This is a genomic window from Kribbella orskensis, from assembly GCF_004342085.1.
GTDB lineage: Bacteria > Actinomycetota > Actinomycetes > Propionibacteriales > Kribbellaceae > Kribbella > Kribbella orskensis.
On the sequence record NZ_SLWM01000022.1, the window covers coordinates 81,999 to 105,290 of the forward strand.

The window sequence follows — 23,292 nt, forward strand, 5'->3', positions numbered from 1 at the left end:
CTCCCGGCAGGCGTCTCAGCCGGCCTTGCGTTCGTTGGAGGATGGGAGCAGGTGAGGCGGCAGCATGCGGACGAAGTCCTCGAGCGCGACGATCGGCACGCTGAGTTCCCGAGCCGCCTGCGCCTTCACCGACAGGCTGTCCACGTCAGCGGCGACCAGGAACGTCGTGTCCGGCCGCACCGCCTCCTGCGGGATGAACCCGGCAACCACCGCCCGGTCCCACCACACCTCGCGCTGCTCGACCATGTCCCCGGTGAACACCATCGTGCTCCCCGCGGGAAACGCTCGCGCACCGGGACGCGCCGGTACGACGTATCGCCCGTTGCTGGCTCGGACCAAAGCATCATCAACGTCGGAAGCGCGGTGCCCGAGCATCACCGCCACCCGGTCCAGGTCGTTGCGCTCGTCGGCGCTGACGTCGAAACCCTCGGTCCACAAGGCATCCGCGAGATCCGCCACGTAGACCCGGTGCAGCTCGTCCACCTGCGACCGGCTCAACCCGAGATCGGTCGCCACGTGCACGAGCTGATCCGCGCCCTCCTGGTTGATCTCGCGATCGGCCAGGATCATGTCGAGCACGGCGAGGTACGAGTCGGCCTGCGGCGGCTCCGGAACACGGGGCAACTGGTCGACCAGACGGCTCATCCATCCGTGCCGGCCACCCGCGTGCACCGGCCGCACGGTGGGCGTGAACTCCCCACCGGGCATCGAGGGCCACCTCAGCCGGCGGACCTCGTCGTACGCCCATTGCCAGGGCGGTGGTGAAGGGAAAGCGCGCAGATAATGACTGAAGAGTTGGGCTGTCGCGCGAGTATCCGCCAGCGCCGAATGCCAGCCCTCGATGGAGATGCCGGCCGCCGAACAACACGCGCCGAGGGTGCGCTTGGCACCCGGATACAGATAGCCCGCGAGCGCCATCGTGCACATCGACCGCTCGGTGATCAGCGGTACTGCGAAGCCGAGGCGGGCGAACTCCGCGCGGAGGAATCCGAGGTCGAACTCGACGTTGTGCCCGACAACCATCCGGCCGGCGAGCAACTCCCCCAGCTCCCGCGCGACATCGGCGAACTCGGGCGCGGCGAGAACGTCCGCGGTCAGAATCCCGTGGATATGTTGAGGTCCGAGGTCGCGCTGCGGATTCAGCAGCGTCACCCACTCGCGCTCAACCCGGCCGTGCGCGTCGAGCAGCACGACGGCGATCTCGATCACCCGATGCCGGTGTCCGGGCAGCAGGCCGGTGGTCTCGGTGTCGATGACGGCATACATCCCCGGCGCCTCCTCCAGCTCGAATTCCAACCTGCCTCAACCCAATCACACCCCGCCGACACTTTCCGTCGACCGCCCCACGCGGAGCCCACCGGCAACCTCGAACACACGACTCGACAGCCACACCTGCACACGTTGCCGCACGAAACGAAATGACAGCCGCAATTCGTTGTAACGAACGCATTGGAACGATCGATAGGCCAGATGCGTGGGGGGAACGCCGGACGGCGCCGCGCATCAAACGAATGCGCCGCAGCGCGCACCGGAGGGAAATCACTGATGAGTCACTCAACTACGCCCAATTTCTCGCTGCCCGGCGAGGACCGCCCGGAAATGCCACTGCTGGAGGCTTCGGCGAACGCCCAGGCACCCGCAGCCGCGCCGACCGCGGCACAGCAGACGGAAGTCCCGCAGCCAGCGCAGTACGGCAACTGGCAGGCACCTGTCCCGCAGCCGATTGCCCACGGCACACAGCGGCCCTTGCCGGCTCACACAGCGCCGGCCTACCAGCCGCTGCCGATGCACCAGCAGCAGGCGATCGGCCAGATCCGCAGTACCGGGTTGGCGATGTTCCTGTTCGTGATCACGCTCGGCATCTACGGACTCGTCTGGTTCTACCAGGTGCACGATGAGATGAAGCGCCACACGGGCCAAGGTCTCGGCGGCGGGCTCGGCCTGCTGACCGCCTTCTTCCTGGGCATCGTGAGCCCGTTCATCGTCTCCGCCGAGGTCGGCCAGTTGTACCAGCAGCGCGGGCTGCAGCGGCCGGTCAGCGGTACGACCGGACTGTGGTACGTGCTCGGCATCTTCATCCTGGTCGGGCCGATCGTCTGGTTCGTCAAGACCAACAGCGCATTGAACGCGTACTGGCGTTCGCTCGGCGCTAGCTGAGAACGCCTTGCGCAGCTCACAACGGAGTGACATGCAACTGACTATCGACACAAGTCTCAGGCCGCGGCTTCTGGAGTTCGTCACGGACTCCGAGGCAGTCGAGGATCTCGCGAGCTACTACCAGGAGGGACCGCCCGGCACGGGGTACAGCGGGCGGTGGTTCGAGCGGATCGGGACGCCGGAGGACCAGGAGCGGGACCGGAACAGGCTGACGGCTGATGACATCGTTGCCGTATCGGCCCTGGGGATTCGGTTGCCGATCACGGTGTCCAGTCGGCTGCTGGGTGAGGACGCCGCCGAGATCTCCGAACTGCTGGCGGAGATCCCCGCCGATGTGGACCTCTGGGACGCCTCCAGGTCTGACCTCGGACCGCGGTCGGCGGCCGGCCGGCTGTTCCAGCGGTTCCGGGCGATGGCGTGGAACGGCGGGGAACACGGGACGTCCGGAGTCACCGCGAGCAAGCTGCTGGCTCGCAAACGGCCCCTGCTGATCCCGATCTACGACCGCCAGGTGAGGACTCTGGTCGGCCTGAGCAACGGCGCGAACTGGTGGGTGTCCTTGAACGCCGCGCTGACCCAGGAGCTCCGCGAGCACCTCGAGGTGCTGCACCAGGAAGCCGGCCTCGAACCGATCATCACCCCACTGCGGACGCTCGACGTGGTCCTGTGGATGCGCGCCCGCCGGCACGCGGCGGCAGCCCGAGCTTCCTGACCAACGCCCGTACGCCGCGGGAGGCGTACGGCGCAGGGGACCTTTCGCTGATCGGGGGGCGTCAGCGCAGGGAACCTCCCCACCGGCGGGACGTCAGCCAGGGATGACGTCCCGCCGGTGGCTCGCCAGCCTCGAGGACATCCAGCCGGTGGCTTCGAGGAGGTCCCGCGTGCCTTCGGGCGGATCCCGCCGTTGGCTCGTCAGCTTGGGGTGACGCTGGGCTCGTCTGGCGGTGGGATGTCGACGGCGATCTCCTCGCCGAGCGTGGCGCCGCCCGCCAGGTCGAGGTCGTCGCCGCTCCAGAACCGGCCCGGGTCGTACCAATTGGGGCGCCGCCCGGGCGGCAGCAGGCCCATCTCCTCGTAGGTCACGGCGACCACCTCCGCGCAGTACGCGGTCTCCAACTCCAGCTCGCGTTCGCCGCGGCGGAACTTGGGGATCCGCCCGCGCAACCAGCGCGACGCCAGCCGGGCGGTGGACGGGAACGGCGTACCGTCCAGGCGCGCCACGGTCCGCAGTACGGCGTCCTCGGTCTCGCGGGTGATCGGATACTCGAGCTGGCGCAACCATGCGCGCTGGCCGTACCGCCGGGACCAGACGAGCACCGCGTCGCGCAGATCATGCAGCTGTACGCCGCGGTGGTGGCTCCCGGTCCACACGTCCGGCAGGGAACGACCGAGCTCGGCGTGCCACATCAGCGGCGGCAGATCCTCGATCACGATCGCCATGCCGACGTGGTTGATCGGGCTGTTCGTGGTCAGCTGGATCGCGCGATCGGCCGCGCTCTCCCCGCGGAACAGCCAAATGTCACCTGTTCGTGTCAGTTCCGTAGCGTCATCCAGTGAAATCCGTGTCTCCACATAGTTAGGTTAGTGACATGAAGGCATGGAAGGTCGTAGGGCTGGCTGGGCTCGTCGGAGTCGCCGCCACCGGTGTCGTGATCGCGCGGGGCGAGCGGAAGCGCCACGCCTATACCCCCGAGGAGGTCCGCGACCGTCTCAAGACCCGCGTCAAGGAAGCGGCCAACGGGTAGCAGTACCTCGTACTGCGCGCCCTGGCCGGGGGTCGGCACTCACCTGAAGGTCGTGCCGGGCTCAACCCCGCACGGCTAAAGGTTGTGTAGGGCAACATCTTTCAGGCGGCCGGACTCGATCACGGCCGTCTGGAAGGTGCAGTGCGGCTGGCGCCGGCGGTCCGTCGGCGAGCCCGGGTTGAGCAGGCGAAGACCGCGGTGCGTCGTCGTGTCCCACGGGATGTGGCTGTGCCCGAAGACGAGCAGGTCCACGCCCGGGTAGGCCTTCTCGCAGCGCTCCTCGCGACCTTTCGCCTGACCGGTCTCGTGCACGACGGCCACGGACAGCCCGCCCAACGTGACCCGGGCGACCTCCGGCAGGCGCTCCCGCAGTACCGGACCGTCGTTGTTGCCCCAGCAGCCGATCAGTCGCTGGGCCCGGTCTTCCAACTCGTCGAGCAGCTCGACGTTCACCCAGTCGCCGGCGTGGACGACCACGTCGGCGTCCTCGATCGCCTCCCACACCGCGGCGGGGAGCCGCTTCGCGCGTACCGGCAGATGGGTGTCCGAGATCAGCACGAGCCGCATGGCTCCCACTCTGCCAGACACCCCCTGCCGATGGTTTCAGCCGTGCAGTGCCGCGATCAACTCCCGTTCGCGTTGTGGGCTGAGGCCCGCCTTGCGCTCACGGTCGAGACCGAGCTCGCGCTCCCAGGCCAGCGTGTCCGCCACGAACGATCCCCGGGAGCGATGCTTCAGCCCCGCCGCGATCGCCGCCTGACCGCTGCGGTTCGACCAGCCCTCGTAACCAGGCTCGGTCAGCCACATCGCGAGCGAGTCGGGCCCCATGTACTGCTCGACCTTCTGCTCCTCCAGCCACTCGCGCGGCGCGAGCACGACCGGCCCGGTGTGCCCGCCGACCGATCGGATCAGGTCGATCCACTCGCCGAACGGCACCACCGGGCCAACGGTGTCGAAGGTCCCCGTCGTGCCCTTCTCGGCGCAGTCCAGCAGCCAGGACGCGAGATCCCGTACGTCGATCACGGACGTCGGCTGCTCGGGTGTGTCGGGGACCAGGAGTGGCTCCTCAGGCGCTCGCGCGGCGCGGGCGACCCATGCCCCGGCCCGGTCGCTCTTGTCCCCCGGCCCGCCGATCAGGCCGGCCCGCGCGATCACCAGGCGATCCCCCACCGCCTCCAGGGATGCCTGCTCCGAGGCGACCTTGGCCTCGCCGTACAGCTCCCGATCGACGACGTCCTGATCGGTCGCCTCCCGCAAGGCCGCGGACTCGTCGGCTCCGGGGGTGTCGAACTTCTCGTACGCGTTGCCGGATGACACGTAGGTCCAGTGCTTCGCGCGAGCGCCGAAGGCCTCCAGAGCGGCCCGGACGAATCCCGGCTGCCACGACACCTCGAACACCGCGTCCCACTCCTGCTCCGGTACGCCGTCGTACGCGTCCGGCTGGCTGCGGTCGGCGGTGACGAGGGTCGCTCCGTCGGCCACGGCACCGCTCTCACCACGGGCCAGACAGGTGACGGCGTGCCCACGGGCCAGCGCCCGGGTGGCGATCTCGCGCCCCAGGAAAGCGGTTCCACCAAGAATCAGAATGTCCACCAGGACAGCAAATCAGGCGCCCCGGACAAAACCCACGATCTCTGCCCAGGGCAGACAGCCGGACACGCTTCGTCGCCTCTGATCTGCACCGAGTCAACCGTCCCGGCAAACCCTTGCGGTGGGCACCTATCAGGCGCAGTGTCAGCAGCAGGAGGGACCAACTAGCAAGGGGGAGAAATGGCTGCATTCGTTCAGATCATCGAGTACCGGACCTCCAAGCCGGACGAGGTCGCCGCACTCACCGAGGAGTTCCGCAAGGCCCGTGAGGCCGCGGGTGACGGCGAGGCGCCGGTCCGGGCGACGACCGGGCAGGACCGGGACGACCCGGGTCGCTTCCTGAGCATCGTGGAGTTCGCGTCGTACGAGGCGGCGATGGAGAACTCGAACCGCGCCGACACCACGGAGTTCGCGCAGAAGATGATGGCGCTCTGCGACGGCGAGACGAAGTTCCACAACCTCGACGTGACCCAGTCGATGGAGTACACGCGCTAGAACGCAGGAGGCTGGCTGAGGACAGCAGCTCGGAGTACTGCGCGAGCGGGCCGGGCGCCGGAGGGAGTTCGGCGCGCCGGCCCGCTTGGGTCAGACCAGGTCCGCGGCGCCGGATCCGGTCGTGGTCTTGTTTCCGTGGGTCGAACCGTCTGGAGCCCCGGTCGGGGCCTTCGGACTCGTTGTCGCCTGGTTCGGGAGCCGCGTGCAACTCCGGCCAGGGTTGGGGAGGCCCAGACCGTGGTGGTCGGGCAGTCGCCGTACCAGCGGAGCGCGACCGCCCCGTCGGTGAACCGGACCCCCTCGGCGACGGGACCGGTACCGCTGACGCCGGAGACGTCATGATGGCGGATCAGCCGGAAACGGCGAGCTGTCATGTCGGTGCGACCTCCCAGAGCCGTTCACCCGGCAGCGGGCGGTCCGGGCCGGGATCGGAGTCGGGGACGGGTTCGCTGGTCACGCGCAGACCGGCGAACCGGCGCGACATGGCTGCGGCATGGCGGTCGGCCAGGTCGGCCTCGGTAGTCCGCGACGACGTGGTCACCGAACCACACTTGTACGCGGCGACGATGCGGTCCCGCCGGATCGCCGGACATCAGTGCACCCTGCGCCCGGATCGCGGACCCGGAGCCGCCACACCGTCACCTGTCGGAGTTCCCATCAGCGACATCGAAAACCTGCAGTTCTCGTCAATCACTTCCACTTCCCTGTGGGATGGGTTCACTCGTAGTGACGGCCCACGCAGACAGTTCGATGTCGATCACAGGGGGCTCGGGTGCGATGGGGTCTTTTGCGTAGGTGTAGTTCGCGGTTACTCGGTCTGGGCTGATGGTGATGCGGGCTTCGGACCATTGCTGGCGGGAATCGGCGGCCATCGACTTCAGCAGCTCGGCGACCGCCGGGCCGAGGTCGACCTGGATCTCGTACTGCGACTCCTCGGGCGGGTCTTGCTCCGTGATCTCGAGGTCGCCTGATTCCGCGACTACGATCTCCAGTTCGATCGGCTCGGGTTCCTCGTACTGCTCGTCGGCCTTCTGTTGCTTCTTGCGGAGCCTCTCGAAGGCCTTGCGAGCCACCTGGATCAGTGGGGGTTCGTTGCCCTCGGCAGGTTCCGAAGGTTTGAAGGGCAGGGAGAGCCTCTCGACACGGCCGAAGACATCCCGCTCGGCAATGTCCCCCGACCCGCCGGTCGCCTTGTTTCGGTCCGCCGACCGGGCGTCCGGCTGGTCGCTGGAGCGCGACGCACCGACCAGGCGTTCGGCCCAAGCACGTGCCTTCGGGGGCGCCATCGACAGATAGTGCGCGGCCTGCTCACACGAACGGGCGGCCGCGTCCAGTTGCTGGGCGGCGACCGTGGCCCGGCCATGAGAAGCGGCCATGGCGAGGGCGGCGTTCTCTCTGCAGCGGTCGGCTGTGCGTTGGAGGTGGGCTACTACCTGCGGGACCTCGTCGAGACACTCGACGAGGCCGCGAGCGACTCGCTGCAGGTCGGAGGGCATCTGCTCAGATCTGGTCGGCGTAGCTCTTGCAGCCGGCCGAGGCGATCTCCAGGGCCTCCGCGGCCTGTTCGACCGCCTTGCCGGCGGCGTCGAGGATCTCGGAGATGTCGCGGTCCACCCCGGTCGCAGTACCGGCGATCAGGCTCTCCACCTGGGCGCTGTGCTGGGTGAAACGGAGCTTGAAGCCGGCCAGGCCGCCCGCTGCCTGCTTGGCCTCGGCGGAGACCTGGTGCAGCTGTTCCTTGAGCCGCTGTACGTCGGACACTTACTGCCTCTTCCTGAAAGTCACTGCTACTGGTTGCGCTTCTTCGGCAGCACGATCGCCGTACCGGAGACTGCCGCTGGTACCAGGATCGCCAGCCACCAGGGCAGGCCTGCTGCCATCACGATGAAGACCACGGCTGCCCCGCCCCAGCCCCACCACCGAGCACCAGCCAGGCGCGGCAGCCCCAGCACCCGCGACGCGGCGAGCATTGTGACGGCGGCGATCGCGGCAGCCTCCAAGGCGACCAGGAGCGAGCCCCTGAACGCCCAGACCACCAAGAACCCGACCAGCACCTCGGCGGCGCTGATCGTACGGCGTCTGCGGCGCTCCTGCAGGGCCCGGGCATTCGTCCGGACCTCCTCCAGCTCGTCGACCGTGTCCGCGAGCTGCTTGGTGAGCTTGGCCGCGGCGGCCTCCATGTCCGTCATACCGCGCATTTCCGGCAGCGGGATGGTGGTCCGCTTGCCCTCCGGCGGCAGCCCGGCACGCCGCAAGCTGGCAGCGGCCGCCTCGGCGAGCGCGTTGAGCCGGGTCTCCAGCTTGCGGCCGCGCTCGGCCATCGCGTCCGCCTCTGCCATCGCAGTGGCTTCCGCCTTCGACCGGTTCGCGGTCAGTCTGTCCTGGGCCTGCTGGGCGTCCGCCCGCGCTCCTGCCACCTGCCGCAGGGCCCGCGCGTAGTCGGACCATTCCTGCTGTTCGGTCTTCATCGGGGTACCAGCTCCAGCAAACGGTCGACCTCGTCGAAACGCAGCGGCGCGAACGGTACGACGACCTGCGCCTCGGGGTGCAGGCCGTCCCACAGCAGCGCGCGGTGCGGCTCGGAGGCCCACCTGATCAGCGAGCCGGCCACCGCGCGGACGCCGTCCTGCGGGTGGCGCAGGAAGAGGTGGGTAGCGACGTTCGCCCGGTTGAAGCCGAGCTGCTCGGTGCAGACGTGCAGCCGGTTCCACCAGCCGAAGGTGACGAGCCCCTGCGCCGGTCCCCCGCGGACGATGTCCTGCAGCGCGTTCGCGGGACTCTCGAAGAACCCGTCGGCGTGCAGCTGCATCTTGGGCACGCCGTGGAAACCGAAGCCCAGCAGGTACGTCGTACCGCCTACACGCCCGTCCCGTACCGCGTCCCGCAGGGAGAACAGCCGCGGCACGATGTCGCCGTGCTTGTCGACGGTCTCGACCTCACACCCGAGCTGCTGCAACGTCTGGATCAACGCGCCCTTGCCCTCGGCAACCACCGGCGCCGAGTCGGTCCCGTCCATGAAGATGAACCGCGGCGGTACGGCGGCCGCCGCGGCCGCGGAGACTGCGAGTCCCGTCAACACACCGAGCGCATCCGCCGGACCATCACCGAGAACCAGTACTCCGGCGCCGGGCTCGGGCCGCACCTCCACGGCAACAGGTTCCTCCGTCACCGCGATCGGCAGCCCGGTCCACGGACGCCCCAACTCGGGTCGAACCGCCGCGGCCGTGTCGGTCACCCGGGCCGGCTCGTCCAGGTGGAACACCCGCGGCGGGTGCGTAGTACCGGCTTTCTCCCACAGCTCGCGGCGGAGATCGTCGAGGACGACCTTGTCCGCGAAGCTCACCAGGACGTGCTGGTTGTCGTCGGGCGAGCCGAAGTTCGCGTTCAGCACGGCCTCACCGCGGAACTGCAGCTCGGCGGCGGCCGTGTTCCCGGTCCGCAGGATCGCCTGCGAGTCGGCCGGCGTGGTCTTCAGCGCGATCCGGTACGGCACCTGCCCGAAGATCGAGTCGCGGCGGGTGGACAGCCGCTTCACGCCCTCGATCGTCTGCGTCGCCAGCACCACGTGGACGCCGTACGCGCGGCCCAGCCGAACCAGCCGCTCCAGCAACCGCGCCGCCTCGTCCGCGAGCTCGTCGTCGTCCTCGAGCAACACCTGGAACTCGTCCAGTACTGCGAGGATGCGCGGCGGGCGGTCCTCGCTCGCCGGCAGCTCGGCGATGTCCGCGACGTTGCCGTGCGACTTGAAGATCTCGCTGCGCCGGGCCAGCTCGTCCGACAGATGGCGGAGCACGGCGAGGCCGAACGCCCGGTCGCTGTGGATCCCGAGGACCCGCACCTGCGGCAGCCAGTGCTCCCGCTCGTTGGCCGGTCCGAGCGAGGAGAACTCGACACCGTGCTTGAAGTCGAGCAGATACATCTCCAGGTCCGCCGGGGCATAGCGCGCGGCCAGCCCGTGGATCAGCACCAGCAGCAGGTTCGACTTGCCCTGGCCGACCGCGCCACCCACGAGAACATGCGGAAGAGCGGGATTGCCGCTGCGCAGGCGGACCAGCGCGGGGGTGCGGTCGTCGTACCCGATCACCGTGCTGAGCTCGTCCGTGACCGGTTGCCACCAGGTGTGGCGCTCCGGCAGGGTGCGGTTGAAGTCGATCGTCGGCAGTACCGCGATCTCGGCCAGCTCGGCGATGACATCACAGATGCCGGCGGCAACGTTCGCGTCGAAGGCCGGATCGAGCCTGGCCGGCACGTTCGGCAGCTGCGACAGCTCGACCTTCTCGTTGATGATGGCAACGGGATCGAGGAGGTCGAGCAACTGCCGTGCGTCGACCTCGTGCTCGGAGGTGCTGCTCGGGTCGTGGTGGACGAGGAAGCAGATGCCCCGATCGGCCCCCGTCGCCGCGAGCCGGACGAGGTCGCGCTGGGCCAGGTTGTCGATCCCGGCCGGGTAGTCGAACAGCACGATCAACCGGTACGGATCGGTCACCCGGCCGCTCTCCCGGACCAGATCCTCGAACCGCTTGTGCCCCAACTGTGCCTGCCTGCTGGCACGCATCGAGGACACGTCCACCAGCCCGGACAGCACCGTGTGCAGCTGATCAGCGGTGTGCGTTGCCCTCGGCACCAATTGCGGGTACTTCGTGGTCAGGTGCCCGAGCAGCCCCATCATCCCGGTCAGCCGCGGGTCGAACGCGTCGATGCGCAGCCGGAACGGCTCGGCCGAGGCAACCAGCCGCAGCGCCACACTCTGCAGCAACCGCCGCGCGGCCTCGTGGCGATCCGCCGTCACCTTCCACCCGTTGGTGCGCAGCAGCGGCGCCACCACCGGAGTACCGGTTTCCAGCTCGCCGACCCGCACGTACGACGGGGTGCCGGCGCCGACGAGTTGCCTCGAACGCCAGCGGGCGTCGTTGGGCGGGATCGATGCCAGTCCGGGTGCCAAACGGTCGGCCGCCAGCCGCGCCGCGGGCTCCGCGGTGGCGAGAGCCTCCGCGGTCGCGGCCTCGACCAGACCGCGCGACTCCCGCCGTGCGGCGACCGTCTCGGCCTGCATCTGCCGATGCAGCTGCACGGCGCGCTGGTGCTCGCCCCGGGTGTGCCGACGGGCGTTCTCGAGGAGTTCCCCGAGCGCGAACTGCAGGCCGCGGATCCGTGCTTCCAGAACTTCTGGAGAAACCGGTCCGGGCGCACCTCCCCCGTCAGGCGTCTCCGTCACGAGCACCGTCCTTCCACCTTCGCCCCGCGACCCAGCAAATGCCTTCGCCAACCATGTCACACCAGCAGTCCCGGGTGTCACTCCAGATATCAGAAGTCTCACCTTCCGATCCGTCAGTCGGGGGCCACGATCTCGAGTTCGTAGCCGTCCTGGTTATGCAGGAAAGCGGCGTAATGCTGGGGGCCGCCGGCGTACGGATGACGATCGGCGAACATCAGTGTCCAGCCGCGGTTCGCTGCCTCGGCAACGATCGCGTCGACCTCGGCCCGGCCGGCGGCGTTCAGCGCCAGGTGGTTGATGCCGGGCCGGAGCCTGTCGTGGGTGGTCGCGGACAATGCCGGGCTCTGCTCGACGACGATGTACGAGCTGTCGACGCCCGATGTGAAGATGAATCCGCCGGGCCAGCCGTCCCCGTCCTTCCAGCCCAGCCGGCGCAGGACCCAGCCCCAGTCGTTCAGCGCTCGGGAGAGGTCCGGGACCCAGATCTCGATGTGGTGCACAGCGGCGGCCATCGGAGCATTATCTGTGCTCGTCGAAACGGCTCGACACCGCCACCGCGACCAGCCCCGAAACCACCAGCCAGGCCAGCGCCGCGACCAGCCACGGCCACCAGTGCCGGCCGGACGCGGCGACGGCGACGGCCTTGCCGAAAAGGCCGCCCGCCGGGGCGAAGACCAGCACCACGAGAAGGCGGGCGATCGTGGTCTCCTTGGTCATTCCTCCATTGTCCGAGCCGATCGCCGCCACCGCAGCGACGTGGGCGTTTCGCGGGTTCGCTTGAATGTCGCTTGTTTGTCGGAGCGGGGCGCTACCGTCTGCAGTGACACTCGAGCAGGCTGCAGTGATATCGAGCAGGGGGAATGGTGAGCGCGACCCGGATCGAGACCACGGCCTACGGCGCGGCCGCCCTGGAGCGCCTCCAGGACGTCGTGGCGGGGCTGAAGAGCGACGACCCGATGAAGCCGGTCACGCTGCTGCTGCCCAACAACCTGGCCGGCGTCGCCGCCCGTCGTTTCCTGGCCCGGTCCGGTATCGCGGGACTTTTCCTGGCCACGCTGCCGCGGCTCGCCGAGCAGCTCGCCGCCGGTCTGCTCGCGCCGCGGCGCCCGGCCACCCGCCCGATCGTGGCCGCCACCTGGCGTACTGCGCTGTCGAAGGCACCGGGGATCTTTACCGACGTGGCGGAGCATCCGTCCACCATTCAAGCGCTTGCAGCGGCCCATCGGGAGCTACGCGATCTCAGCGCCACCGCGCTCGACAAGGTCGCCGCCGCTTCCACCCTCGGCCCTGACCTGGTCCGGTTGCATCGTCAGGTCACCGATGACCTGGCGCCCGAGTGGTACGACGAGACCGATCTTCTGGTGGCTGCTTCAACTCGGTGCACCGAGGATCCCTCGGTGGTCACGGAGCTCGGCGCGCTGGTGCTCTACCTGCCGCAGGAGCTGACCCAGGCCGAGGCGGGGTTCGTCGAGGCGCTGGGCGATGCCGCCGCCGATCTGACGGTGATCGTCGGGCTGACCGACGTCCGGCGCGCCGACCGCGCCGTGCGGCGGTCCCTGGAGCGGATCGGGATCGACCTGCCGACGTCCATCGCGAAGAACTACCCGGTCGCGACCGAGGTACTGAACGCGTCGGATGCCGATGACGAGGTTCGTTGTGTCGTCCGTGATGTGGTCAGGTCGCTGGAGCGCACGCCTGCTCATCGGATCGCGGTGCTCTACGCGTCGGCAACGCCCTACGCGCGGCTGCTGCACGAGCACCTGGCCGCGGCCAAGATCGAGGTCAACGGGCCGGGCACCCGTCCGGTGCACGAGCGCGCGATCGCCCGAACCTTGCTGGAAGTGCTCGCGCTGGTCGACCACGATCTGCCGCGAGGCGACTTGTTCCGGGCGCTCGCGAACGCGCCGACGCGCGATTTCACCGGCGAGCGCATCCCCGTGCCGCAGTGGGAGCGACTGTCCCGCGTGGCCGGGGTGGTGCGCGGTGACGACTGGGACGAGCGGTTGGCGCGCTACGTGGAGTCCGAGCGCCGTACCGCGGAGCAGGAGCAGGCTTCCGAGGATCCCCGGCCGGCGGTGATCCGCCGAGCGCAGTACAACGCGGGTAATGCGCAGCAACTGCACTCCTTCGCTGTGGAGCTCCGTAGGCGGCTGCAGGGGGCTTCTCAGCTCGGGACGTGGGCGGAGGTGGCTCAGTCCGTGCTCGGGCTCTTCCAGGCGCTGCTCGACGTGTCTTCGCTGCCTCTCGAGGAGCAGTACGCCGCGGTCGCGGTCGAGGGATCGTTGCGCGGGCTGTCCACGCTGGACGAGCTCGGTACGCCGGCCAGCCTGTCCGTACTGCGGGATGTCCTCGACCTGGAGTTGCAACAGTCCCTTCCCCGCGTCGGGACGTTCGGCACCGGAGTACTGGTGGCTCCGCTGTCCGCGAGCATCGGGCTGGCCGTCGACACCGTCTTCGTGGTCGGACTGTCGGAGGACCTCTATCCCGGTCGGGTGCACGAGGACGCGCTGCTCCCCCATCGGGTCCGGGAGGCGGCCGCGCCGGAGTTGGCGTCGTTCCGGGACCGGCTCGACGAGAAGCAGCGACATCTGCTCGCGGCCTTCTCCGCCGGATCGTCACGGGTGGTCGCGTCGTTCCCGCGCGGAGACCTCCGCCGCTCGAGCCGCCGCCTGCCCACGCGCTGGCTGCTCGGCACGTTGCGCTCGCTGACCGGCGACCACGCGCTCGCCGCCACCGAATGGGACCAAGCCGAGTACGGCGACCGCATGCTCACGTCGGCCTCCTACGCGGGGTCGTTGACTACGGCAGCCATGCCCGCGACAGAGCAGGACTGGCAGGTCCGCGCTGCGACAGCCGGTCTCTCGCTGGGTGACGGCGTAGTCGATCAGGCTCGGATCCTGCTGCGTGCAAGGGCATCGGACGAGTTCACCCGCTTCGACGGGAACCTGTCAGGCGTGTCCGGTCTGCCGGACTACGCGCTGGAGGACCGGGTTGCCTCACCGACTTCGCTGGAGTCGTATGCGTCCTGCCCGCACGCGTACTTCGTCGAGCGGTTGCTGCAGGTGGAGCCGCTGGAGGCTCCTGAAGACCTGCTGGTGATCTCACCGCTGCAAGTCGGGAATCTGATCCACAACAGCCTCGACGCCTTCGTCAGCCGGCTCGCGAGTTCGCTGCCCGGGTACGGCGAGCCGTGGTCGGAGGAGCAGCGGTCTTTGCTACTGACGATCGGGGCGGATCTCGCGGAACGCTTCGAGGCGGAAGGGCTGACCGGCCATCCGCGATTGTGGCAGCGCGAGCGGTTGCGGATCCTCGGAGACCTGCTGGTGCTGCTCGCCGACGACGAGCGCTGGCGTGCCGAGCACGACGCCTCGGTGGTGGCGAGCGAGTTGCGGTTCGGGTTCGACGGCGAGCCACCGGTGGAGATCCCGGTGCCCTCGGGGCGCGTGTTGCTGCGCGGATCCGCGGACAAGGTCGACCTCGGCAAGGACGGCACGATCTACGTCACCGATGTGAAAACCGGGGGTTTCTCCCGGTACGAGGCGATCGAGTCAGATCCGGTGGCCGCCGGGACCAAGCTGCAACTGCCGGTCTACGCGTACGCCGCACGCGCTCGGCTGGGAGATCCGGGGACGCCGGTCGAGGCGTCGTACTGGTTCGTGCGCAAGGGCGGACGACGGATCCCGGTGCCGCTGACCCCCGAGGTGGCCGCGCGATATGTGGACACCCTCGACGTGATCGTGTCCTCGATCGCCGCGGGGTACTTCCCGGCCAAGGCGCCCGAAATCCCGGACTTCCTTTGGGTGCAGTGTCCCTACTGCAACCCGGACGCGATCGGCCACAGCGAGGTCCGGGCCCGGTGGGAGCGGAAGAGGAACGACCCGACGTTGGAGCGGTTGGTGCGGCTGATCGATCCGAGTGCCCTGCCCGCGTTCGAGGAGGTGGCTCTCGATGACTGAACTCCTGGACGAGAATGCGCGCGAGCAGATCCGGTCGGACACGGCGTCCACGCTCTTCGTGGAGGCCGGTGCGGGCTCGGGGAAGACGCATGCGCTGGTCGATCGCGTGACCACCTTGGTACTGCGGGACGGGATCCCGCTGCGGGAGATCGCGGCGGTGACGTTCACCGAGAAGGCGGGTGCGGAGCTTCGGGATCGGCTGCGGGTGGAGTTCGAGAAGGCCCGGAAGGGTGAATTCCGGTCGTTGGCGGACGAGGCGCTCGATGACCTGGACTCTGCCTCGATCGGGACGCTGCACTCGTTCGCGCAGCAACTCCTGCTCGCGCACCCGATCGATGCCGGGCTGCCGCCGCTGATCGACGTACTGGACGAGGTCGGGTCGTCGGTCGCCTTCGAGGAGCGGTGGTCCGAGCTGCAGCAGCAGTTGCTGGACGACGACTCGATCGCGGAGCCGTTGCTGCTGGCCATGGCCGTCGGGGTGGAGCTGAAGCACCTGCGGTCCTTGGCCCGGCTGTTCGGCAACGACTGGGACCTGATCGGCGATCGCGTGCTGGTGGATCCGCCTGAGCTGGTGGCGATGCCCGATCTGACCGGGTTGATCGCGGCCGCGGCTCAGATCGGTGCGACCGTGGCGCACTGCCGCGACGACGAGGACCGGATGCTGGCGAAGGTACATCAGGTCCGCGAACTCGGGCTGATGCTCGACGCGGCCACGGACCAGGAGACGCAGCTCGCGATCCTGCAGAGCCTGCGAGCGCTCAAGATCGGCAAGGTCGGGCGCAAGGAGAACTGGCCGGACGTCGCCAAGATCCGCAGCGACTGCGCCGAGGTGGTCGAGGTCGCCGGGTCGCTGGTCGAGCTGCTGCTGGATGCTTGCCTGCGGCATCTGTCGCACTGGATCGCAGAGCGGGTGCTGGAGTCAGCCGAGCTGCGGCGGGCCGAGGGGCGGCTCGAGTTCCACGATCTGCTGGTGCTGGCGCGTGACCTGCTGCGGCGGGATGCCGCGGTGCGGTCGGCACTGCAGGAGCGGTACCAGCGGTTGCTGCTGGACGAGTTCCAGGACACCGACCCGATCCAGATCGAGCTGGCGGTGCGGATCGCGGGCGGCGCCGAAGCCGACGCCCTGGACTGGCGAGATGTGGAGGTGCCGGACGGCCGGCTCTTCGTGGTCGGCGACCCGAAGCAGTCGATCTACCGCTTCCGCCGGGCGAACATCGCCACCTACCTGACCGCTCAGGAGCTCCTCGGCGAGACGGTCACGCTGACCACGAACTTCCGGACCGTGCCACCGGTTCTCGACTGGATCAACACGGTCTTCGCCCAGCTGATCATCCCGGAGCCCGCAGCCCAGCCGACGTACCACCCGCTGACGCCGCACCGCGTCCCGTCGCCGACCTTGTCCCTCGAGCCAGAGGGTGGTGGCGGGTCGTCTGCTGGGCTTTCTGCCGACGACCCCGTCGACACGGCTCCGGTGACTGGCGACCAGCTATCACTTCTCGGCGACTCCGACGACGTGGATGACGCAGCCGAGGAAGCGCTGACGGATCTCGCCACAGTCATCCCACTCAGACGCCACCTCTCCGTGGTACCGGCACCGGATGCCACCTCCACCGAAGCAGCCGACTCCCCGAGCGCAGCCGGAAGCATCAACTCATCCAGCACCGCAGGTGCGGATATCGGCGGCTCCCCGCTGGCCGCGGCGGCACCGGGGTCGAGTGGGGCCGGGCCTGCTGTGGTGGTGTTGGGGGCGGAGCCTCACGACGACCTGCCGCGTGCGCAGGCGTCCGTCCTCCGCGAACGAGAAGCAGCCGACGTCGCCGCCGTCATCGACCAAGCTCTGGGCGAAGGTTGGCTGGTCTACGACGAGAAGGCCGAGGCGTGGCGACGAGCCGGCGCCGGCGACATCGCAGTACTGGTTCCCGCTCGCACCTCGCTGCCGTTCCTCGAGGAGGCGCTCGACCGCGCGGACATCCCGTACCGCGCCGAGGCCAGCTCGCTCGTCTACCAGACTGCCGAGGTCCGCGACCTCCTCGCCTGCGCCCGAGCGCTAGGCGATCCCAGCGACCAGCTCGCCCTCGTCACGGCCCTCCGCTCCCCGCTCTTCGGCTGCGGCGACGACGACCTCTTCACCTGGAAACGCTCCGGCGGCTCCTTCACCCTGACGGCGCCCGTCGCCGACTCCCTGATGACCCACCCGGTCGGCGAGGCCATGGAGTGGCTGCGCCGCACGTACTACGCGTCGCGCTGGATGACGCCGAGCGAAGTACTCGCGAAGATCGTCGCGGATCGCCGGATGCTCGAAGTTGCTGCCACCGGACCGCGTGCACGTGATGCGTGGCGCCGGGTGCGGTTCGTCGTGGATCAGGCGCGGGCTTGGTCGGAGGTGGAGCACGGCGGCCTGCGGTCTTACCTCGCCTGGGCGGCTCACCAGGGCGAGGAGGCCTCGCGCGTCGCGGAGGCGGTGCTCCCCGAGACCGACGCGGATGCCGTGCGGGTGATGACGATCCACGCGGCCAAGGGCCTCGAGTTTCCGATCGTGATCCTCTCGGGCATGACCGCCGCGCCGAACCACCAGCGCGGAGTACAGGTGTTGTGGCCGCCCGACGGCGGGTACGCGGTGAAGCTGAAGAAGTCCGTCCAGACCGAGGACTTCGATCTGGTCCAGCCGGTTGACGAGCAGATGGACGACTACGAGCGCCGGCGCCTGCTGTATGTCGCCACGACGCGAGCCCGGGATCACCTGGTGGTCTCGCTCCACCGCTCCGGCAACCGCCGCCACTCGAGCAACGCGGAGCTCTTCGCCTCCGCGGGTGGGGTCGACGCTGCCAACGCCGTCCTCTTCACCAGCCCGGCGGTCGAACCGCGGACGAGCGAGGCGCAGTCGCCAGGCTCCGAGGTCGCACCTCCCGTCAACCGGGCGGAGTGGACCGCGCGGGTCACCGCGGCGCGGCAGGCCAGCCGCCGGAAGTCCGCCCAGAGCGCCTCCGGCCTCGAAGGAACCGGCCCGGACGTCGCTCTCGAAGGAGCCGACCCGGGCATTGCCAAGGCCCCCCGCGACGTCGAGCTACCTCCGTGGTCGAAAGGCCGCTACGGCACCGCCATCGGCCGAGCCGTTCACGGCGTACTGCAGGTGGTCGACCTCGCCACCGGCGCAGGCCTCGACGCAGCCGTCTCGTCGCAGTGCCTCGCCGAGGGAGTTGTCGAGTACGCCGATGTCGTGACCGCGCTGGTCCGTTCAGCGCTAGCCTCCGACGTCGTCCAACGAGCAGCCGCCCGCGAACACTGGCGCGAGTCGTACGTCGGCACCCTGCAACCCGACGGCACGGTCCTCGAAGGCTTCGTCGACCTCATCTACCGGGAGGACGACGGCACGCTCGTCATCGTCGACTACAAGACCGACGCGATCCCCGCCTCAGCCCTCGACGCCCGAGTCGCCTACTACGCCCCCCAACTCCAGTCCTACGCTGCCATGCTCCCCAACACCGGCCGCCCCGTCCTCCTCTTCCTGGCCCCCACCATCGCCCACGCCCACACCCTCTGAGAGCACTTCACTTCGACCGGCTCGGACGATGGCTGACCCACCTGCATCATTGAAATTGGGTTGCTGGGGCAAGTGGTGAGCTGCACGATCGTGGCATGACCACGACCACTGTCCTTCTGCTGTTGATCGCCGCCGCTCGTTCGGTGCGGGTCCAGCAGCAGGCCGGCCGAGTGTTGGGATCCAGCCGCTCGCAGTCGTGATCGCCGCCCTGGTCGCAGGGCTCCTCGCCGGCTATGGCATCGCCATGCCCGTCGGAGCCGTCGCGACGTACCTGGTGGCTCTCACCGCCCGCACCTCGCTGAAGCTCGGCGCCTTCGCCGCCCTCGGCGTCGCAACAGCCGACGGCGTCTATGCCCTGATCGCCACCCTTGGCGGCTCAGCCCTGGCCCCACTCATCGAACCGATCACGGTCCCGCTGAAGTTGATCTCAGTGCTGGTCCTCCTCACCCTGGCAATCCGAGGCGCAACCACCGCGATCACCCAACACCGCCGACTCCAGTCCTCCGCGGGCTCGACCGACACCCCACTCACCCCGGCGCGCGCCTATGCCGGCCTGCTGGCGATGACCATGCTCAACCCCACCACGATCATCTACTTCACCGCCTTGGTCCTAGGCAGCCAAGACGCCACAACCCCCACCCACCTCCAACAAACCGTCTTCATCCTGGCTGCCTTCCTCGCCTCCGCCTCCTGGCAACTAGCCCTAGCCACCAGTGGCGCCGTACTCGGCCGAGTCCTCACCACCCCACGAGCCCGCCTGGCCACAGCCCTCATCTCCAGCACCCTGATCACGGCCCTGGCGCTCCACCTACTCCTGTCCACCCTCTGACTCCACCGAGACCCATGGTCCCGAAATGAGCCCGATGCCCGACGCAACCCCCAGTACGCCGTACCGGCAGGTGCGGGCGAGACGCAAACAGCCGCCCAGACGCCACTACGAGAGCTACGGATCCCCACCTCTACTGTTGGGCGGTGGCGAGACTCGCGGTGAAGCTTCTGTTGTTGGATCAAGATGACCGTCTGCTGCTCATCCACGCCAAGGACCCTCTGACACAGGCCGAGTGCTGGTACCCCGTGGGTGGCGGCATCGAACCTGGCGAGACATTGCAGGAAGCCGCGGCCCGCGAGGCCCACGAAGAGACCGGCTTGGTCGACCTCCCGCCGGGGCTTCCGGTCTGGCGACGCGATCACACCTACGAGTACGACGGCCGAGCCATCGAGGTACACGAAAAGTGGCTGATGCACACGGTTGATCGTTTCGACCCGGTGCCCGCGCAATTGACCGAGACCGAAGCCCGCACCATCTTGGGCTTCCGATGGTGGCGGGCGCAGGAGCTGGCCGAAGTGACCGAGACAATCTTCCCGCCTCGGCTCGGCTACCTACTGATGGACCTGCTGACCGACGGCGCGCCGGCAGAACCCGCCGACATCAGCGAGCCGAAATCCACCAGCCATCCTCATTTCCCTGCCAGCCGGTGACTGCGGATTCCGCGTCGGGTCAGGTCACCTCCGTTGGCTTGTGACGGAGAGTTCAGGGAGGCGAGGGGTGATGGTTACAGGTTGTGGATGAGTGGGGATGTCACCCTGTGCTGCGGGGAGGGGTGGCGTCCCCTACGATTCAGCGCATCCGGGTGTAGTTCGGATTCGTCAGACGGATGCCCGATCCGGCTGGCGGGTCTGCCACGAAGAGTGTGAGGGTGTGGCCATGAACATCGGTAGTCGGAAGATCGTCGTGGACGAGGCAATCGCGCAGCTACGGCTGTACGCCGAGACGAACGGCGCGGTGCTCAAGTACTACGACGGTCTGCCCGGGATGACGAACGTCGGTGGATCCGAACCGGACCAGGTGACGCTGGAGGACCTCGCCCGGACGATGGTGATCGGGTCCGACCTGCGGGCGGCGGACATCCCCTGGCTGCTCGAGGTGGAGGCGGAGAAGGAGTTCGCCGCGATCCCGGTCGACGCGCGGCTCGAGGACGCCGCTCCTGGCACCGACCTGTTCGAGGCGGCCAACGCGCTGGACGAGAAGTTCTCCGGGCACCGCGGCTTCGGCCAGGCGAAGAAGTCGAAGCTGCTGCACCTGAAGCGCCCGTATCTCTACCCGGTCAGCGACAGCTTCATCCGGATGACCTACAGCAGCGCGTCCGCGGGCGCCGAGTTCCTCGCAGCCGTGCACCACGACCTGGTCAACCCGGCCAACGTCCGCGACTTCAAGCTGCTCCAGGTCCGCCTGATCGCCGAGCCGGCGACCTCCGCCGCCCGCCTCCTCGGCGAGGCCCCCACCCTCCGCCTCCTCGACATCCTCGCCTCACTCCTGGGCGAGGCGAAGTAACCTCCGTACGCCGAGACCGCGCCGCCTCCCGTACGCCGAACCCCGCCGCGCGCGGTCCCGCCGTACTCCGGGGTCGGGCTGCTACATGACTCCGAGACGGGCCAGCGGTTCTACCAGTTCGCGCTCTTCGTAGGAGAGGTGCGACAGCAGTACGTCGTCCAGGAGGTCGACCGCGGCGCGGAGGCCGTTGATGTCTCCTGATCCGTCAACCAGTGCGACCAACGCCTTGTCGACGCCTTCCAGGACGTCGTGGATCACCAGGTGCTCTTCCTGCAGGCGGTTGACCACCGGGGCCAGAGCTGGATCGGCCCGGCGCAACCGCGGGAAGAGCGAAGCGTCCTCGATCGAGTGGTGCGTGGTCACCAGCCGGCAGTACGACTCGCAGTACACGCCCAGGGTCCAGTTGTTCTGCCGCATGGTCATGGTGTTGATGTGGGAACGCGCCTGCCCGACGCCCATGGATCCCGCGGCCACCTGCTCGACCAGATCCCGGATCTGCTCAAGTTCAGCTCGCAGATGGTCGTGGACCTGGATGAGGTGCTGGCCTGACGCCAGTTCGTGGGGTGTGTAGGTGCGGTTCGGGTCGAGTGCGGGGCCGGTCGGGCGCTCGGATTCGTCCCAGGGCTGGACTGCGCTCCGCTTCACAGCGGGCGGCGGTGTGGGCACCACGCTGAAGCTGCCGGCCGCGCGCCCTGCGGATGCCGAGGAAGGCGAGCTGCCAGCGGAGGCCGCGCCCGCAGCAGGCGCCGAGGACAGCACAGCAGCGGGGGACGTGGAGGCAGAAGTGGCGGAGACCGAGCGCGCAGAGGAGACGACCTCGCGGACGCCTTCTGCGACGTCGGCGAAGCGGCGGATGTCGTCGGGGTCGTCGGAGCCGAGGATGTAGGTGGACATCCCCTCGGTGAGGGTCAGCTCGGCGAGCTGCTCCACCCACACTTCCTCCGGTCCCTGTAGGAAGCCGCCACGTCCGTCGAAGCGCCCGGACAGGTTGTACAGCCGCCGTATCTCCGACGGATCCCGCCCAGCAGCCACAGCCGCCTCGTCGATGAGCTTGTTCTTCTCAGCAAGCTCCTCCGGCGGCAGGTATCCGCTCGACGGCAGCCACCCGTCCGCCAGCCGCCCGGTCAGCGCCAGCATCCGAGGCTTGTACGCCCCCAGCCAGATCTCCACCTCATGCGCAGGCGCCGGCCCTCTCTTGGCGCCAGAAACCGTGTAGTGCTTGCCGGCAAGCCGAATCCCACCGCCCTCAGGAGTCCAGATCTCGCGGATGATCGCGATGGCCTCCTCCAGCGCGGTGATGCTCTGCCCCGTCGTCAGCGCGGGCCCACCGTTGGCAGCGACAGCCTGCAGGAACCCACCAGCCCCCAGACCAAGCTCCACCCGTCCGCCGCTGATCCGGTCCAGCGTCGCCACGCTGCGCGCCAGCACGACCGGGTGACGCAGCGGAAGGTTCGCGACGTTGGTCGACACCTTGACCGTCTGGGTGTGCGACGCGATGACCGACAGCAAGGTCCACGCGTCGAGCAACCGCGGCTGGTACGGATGGTCCTGCAGGGTGACGAGGTCGAGCCCGACCTGCTCGGTCAGCTGTGCCAGCGCGATCACCCGCTCGGCGTTCTCGACCGCCGGCGTCAGGAACGTGCCGAAGACCAGCTCGTGCCCGTAGTCCATGCTCCACCTGTGCCCTGTTGTCGACGTTGCAGTAGTCGTTGCCCGAATAGTTCGTGCCACGTACTGTTGACCTGACGAACAAATTACTTCGTGCCACGAACAATCACAAGTGGAGCCACCATGCGGGAGACCATCGGAGCCGCCAGAGGCCTGGTCAGGCTGGCCTTCCTCGTGCAGAACCTGTACGCCGAGGTCGGCCGCGGGTGCGATCTCACCGAGGCACAGGCGCGGATGCTCTGCGTGCTGACCAACGGCTCCGTCGGGATGGCGGAGTTGTCCGGCCAGCTCTGCCTCGAGCGATCCAGCCTCACCGGCCTGGTCGATCGCGCCGAGCAGCGCGGTCTGGTTGTACGCGAAGGAGATCCGCACGACCGCCGCGCGGTGAAGGTCAGCCTGACCCCGGCCGGGTCGACCGCGGTGCACCGGTTCCACCAGGAGCTGACCGAGCGCCTGGAGAAGCTCACCGCGGAACTCCCCGTCGCCGAGCGGGAGCGATTCACCCGGACTCTGCAGCGACTCGTTGCCGACGTACCGGTTCTGTTCGCAGACTGAGTGCCGTGATCCTCTCCTCCGCACTGCAGGCGATCGGC

At 68.7% G+C, this 23,292-nt stretch carries 23 protein-coding genes; 10 read left to right on the plus strand and 13 right to left on the minus strand.

The features are described 5' to 3' along the window. Window positions 1-15: 15 nt before the first annotated feature. Complete coding sequence (locus EV644_RS36085) at window positions 16-1,296, minus strand: exonuclease domain-containing protein (RefSeq protein WP_241999258.1); 1,281 nt, start codon at window positions 1,294-1,296, stop codon at window positions 16-18. A 249-nt stretch (window positions 1,297-1,545) separates the two neighbouring features. On the opposite strand from EV644_RS36085, the gene EV644_RS45665 reads away from it, so the two are divergent. Further along, window positions 1,546-2,157 carry a DUF4234 domain-containing protein gene (locus tag EV644_RS45665; RefSeq protein WP_199240185.1) on the plus strand — a complete coding sequence of 204 codons (612 nt, stop codon included), beginning with the start codon at window positions 1,546-1,548 and terminating at the stop codon, window positions 2,155-2,157. Between the two features lie 31 nt (window positions 2,158-2,188). Next, window positions 2,189-2,869 carry a DUF6308 family protein gene (locus EV644_RS36095; protein ID WP_132194763.1) on the plus strand — a complete coding sequence of 227 codons (681 nt, stop codon included), beginning with the start codon at window positions 2,189-2,191 and terminating at the stop codon, window positions 2,867-2,869. A gap of 200 nt (window positions 2,870-3,069) precedes the next feature. On the opposite strand, the gene EV644_RS36100 is transcribed toward EV644_RS36095, so the two are convergent. Further along, window positions 3,070-3,729: a hypothetical protein gene (locus tag EV644_RS36100; protein ID WP_132194765.1), complete on the minus strand. Its 660-nt coding sequence runs from the start codon at window positions 3,727-3,729 to the stop codon at window positions 3,070-3,072. A gap of 17 nt (window positions 3,730-3,746) precedes the next feature. On the opposite strand from EV644_RS36100, the gene EV644_RS45670 reads away from it, so the two are divergent. Next, window positions 3,747-3,902, plus strand: a complete 156-nt coding sequence (locus EV644_RS45670; protein ID WP_199240186.1) for a hypothetical protein — start codon at window positions 3,747-3,749, stop codon at window positions 3,900-3,902. Between the two features lie 75 nt (window positions 3,903-3,977). On the opposite strand, the gene EV644_RS36105 is transcribed toward EV644_RS45670, so the two are convergent. Together EV644_RS36105 and EV644_RS36110 are read right to left on the minus strand one after the other, a co-directional pair. Continuing rightward, a complete protein-coding gene (locus tag EV644_RS36105) occupies window positions 3,978-4,469 on the minus strand; it encodes a metallophosphoesterase family protein (RefSeq protein ID WP_132194767.1) in 492 nt (163 codons plus the stop codon). A 36-nt stretch (window positions 4,470-4,505) separates the two neighbouring features. Then, window positions 4,506-5,495 carry an NAD-dependent epimerase/dehydratase family protein gene (locus tag EV644_RS36110; protein WP_132194769.1) on the minus strand — a complete coding sequence of 330 codons (990 nt, stop codon included), beginning with the start codon at window positions 5,493-5,495 and terminating at the stop codon, window positions 4,506-4,508. Window positions 5,496-5,672: 177 nt separating this feature from the next. Between EV644_RS36110 and EV644_RS36115 the strand changes: the two genes are divergently transcribed. Then, window positions 5,673-5,987: a hypothetical protein gene (locus EV644_RS36115; RefSeq protein WP_132194771.1), complete on the plus strand. Its 315-nt coding sequence runs from the start codon at window positions 5,673-5,675 to the stop codon at window positions 5,985-5,987. Here EV644_RS36115 and EV644_RS48315 read toward each other — a convergent pair. From EV644_RS48315 to EV644_RS36155, 8 genes are all read right to left on the minus strand, one after another. Then, a complete protein-coding gene (locus tag EV644_RS48315) occupies window positions 5,984-6,361 on the minus strand; it encodes a hypothetical protein (RefSeq protein WP_500789610.1) in 378 nt (125 codons plus the stop codon). The two genes, EV644_RS36115 and EV644_RS48315, sit on opposite strands and share 4 nt — an antisense overlap. Then, on the minus strand, window positions 6,358-6,528 hold the full coding sequence (locus tag EV644_RS36125; protein ID WP_241999261.1) for a hypothetical protein: 171 nt from the start codon (window positions 6,526-6,528) through the stop codon (window positions 6,358-6,360). The genes EV644_RS48315 and EV644_RS36125 overlap by 4 nt, the downstream gene beginning before the upstream one ends. A gap of 145 nt (window positions 6,529-6,673) precedes the next feature. Beyond that, window positions 6,674-7,483, minus strand: a complete 810-nt coding sequence (locus EV644_RS36130; protein ID WP_199240187.1) for a hypothetical protein — start codon at window positions 7,481-7,483, stop codon at window positions 6,674-6,676. 4 nt (window positions 7,484-7,487) lie between these two features. Further along, window positions 7,488-7,748, minus strand: a complete 261-nt coding sequence (locus EV644_RS36135) for a hypothetical protein (RefSeq protein WP_012922179.1) — start codon at window positions 7,746-7,748, stop codon at window positions 7,488-7,490. Between the two features lie 26 nt (window positions 7,749-7,774). Then, a complete protein-coding gene (locus EV644_RS36140; RefSeq protein ID WP_132194773.1) occupies window positions 7,775-8,455 on the minus strand; it encodes a hypothetical protein in 681 nt (226 codons plus the stop codon). Beyond that, entirely contained in the window at window positions 8,452-11,202 is a 2,751-nt protein-coding gene (locus EV644_RS36145) for an FtsK/SpoIIIE domain-containing protein (RefSeq protein WP_132194775.1), read from the minus strand. The genes EV644_RS36140 and EV644_RS36145 overlap by 4 nt, the downstream gene beginning before the upstream one ends. A 113-nt stretch (window positions 11,203-11,315) precedes the next feature. Beyond that, the gene (locus EV644_RS36150; RefSeq protein ID WP_132194777.1) at window positions 11,316-11,714 is read right to left on the minus strand and encodes a VOC family protein; all 399 of its coding nucleotides are present in this window, start codon (window positions 11,712-11,714) and stop codon (window positions 11,316-11,318) included. Between the two features lie 7 nt (window positions 11,715-11,721). Then, on the minus strand, window positions 11,722-11,919 hold the full coding sequence (locus EV644_RS36155; protein ID WP_132194779.1) for a hypothetical protein: 198 nt from the start codon (window positions 11,917-11,919) through the stop codon (window positions 11,722-11,724). Window positions 11,920-12,062: 143 nt separating this feature from the next. Between EV644_RS36155 and EV644_RS36160 the strand changes: the two genes are divergently transcribed. The 5 genes from EV644_RS36160 (at window position 12,063) to EV644_RS36180 (ending at window position 21,031) form a co-directional block, all read left to right on the plus strand. Next, the gene (locus EV644_RS36160) at window positions 12,063-15,158 is read left to right on the plus strand and encodes a PD-(D/E)XK nuclease family protein (protein WP_241999262.1); all 3,096 of its coding nucleotides are present in this window, start codon (window positions 12,063-12,065) and stop codon (window positions 15,156-15,158) included. Continuing rightward, on the plus strand, window positions 15,151-18,699 hold the full coding sequence (locus tag EV644_RS36165) for a UvrD-helicase domain-containing protein (protein WP_132194781.1): 3,549 nt from the start codon (window positions 15,151-15,153) through the stop codon (window positions 18,697-18,699). The genes EV644_RS36160 and EV644_RS36165 overlap by 8 nt, the downstream gene beginning before the upstream one ends. A gap of 196 nt (window positions 18,700-18,895) precedes the next feature. Next, a complete protein-coding gene (locus tag EV644_RS36170) occupies window positions 18,896-19,528 on the plus strand; it encodes a LysE/ArgO family amino acid transporter (RefSeq protein WP_241999264.1) in 633 nt (210 codons plus the stop codon). Between the two features lie 143 nt (window positions 19,529-19,671). Then, complete coding sequence (locus tag EV644_RS36175) at window positions 19,672-20,178, plus strand: NUDIX domain-containing protein (protein ID WP_132194783.1); 507 nt, start codon at window positions 19,672-19,674, stop codon at window positions 20,176-20,178. A 226-nt stretch (window positions 20,179-20,404) separates the two neighbouring features. Next, window positions 20,405-21,031: a DUF6308 family protein gene (locus EV644_RS36180; RefSeq protein WP_132194785.1), complete on the plus strand. Its 627-nt coding sequence runs from the start codon at window positions 20,405-20,407 to the stop codon at window positions 21,029-21,031. A gap of 81 nt (window positions 21,032-21,112) precedes the next feature. On the opposite strand, the gene EV644_RS36185 is transcribed toward EV644_RS36180, so the two are convergent. Further along, window positions 21,113-22,702 carry an LLM class flavin-dependent oxidoreductase gene (locus EV644_RS36185; protein WP_132194787.1) on the minus strand — a complete coding sequence of 530 codons (1,590 nt, stop codon included), beginning with the start codon at window positions 22,700-22,702 and terminating at the stop codon, window positions 21,113-21,115. 120 nt (window positions 22,703-22,822) lie between these two features. On the opposite strand from EV644_RS36185, the gene EV644_RS36190 reads away from it, so the two are divergent. Then, window positions 22,823-23,254: a MarR family winged helix-turn-helix transcriptional regulator gene (locus EV644_RS36190; protein WP_132194789.1), complete on the plus strand. Its 432-nt coding sequence runs from the start codon at window positions 22,823-22,825 to the stop codon at window positions 23,252-23,254. Window positions 23,255-23,292: the final 38 nt, after the last annotated feature.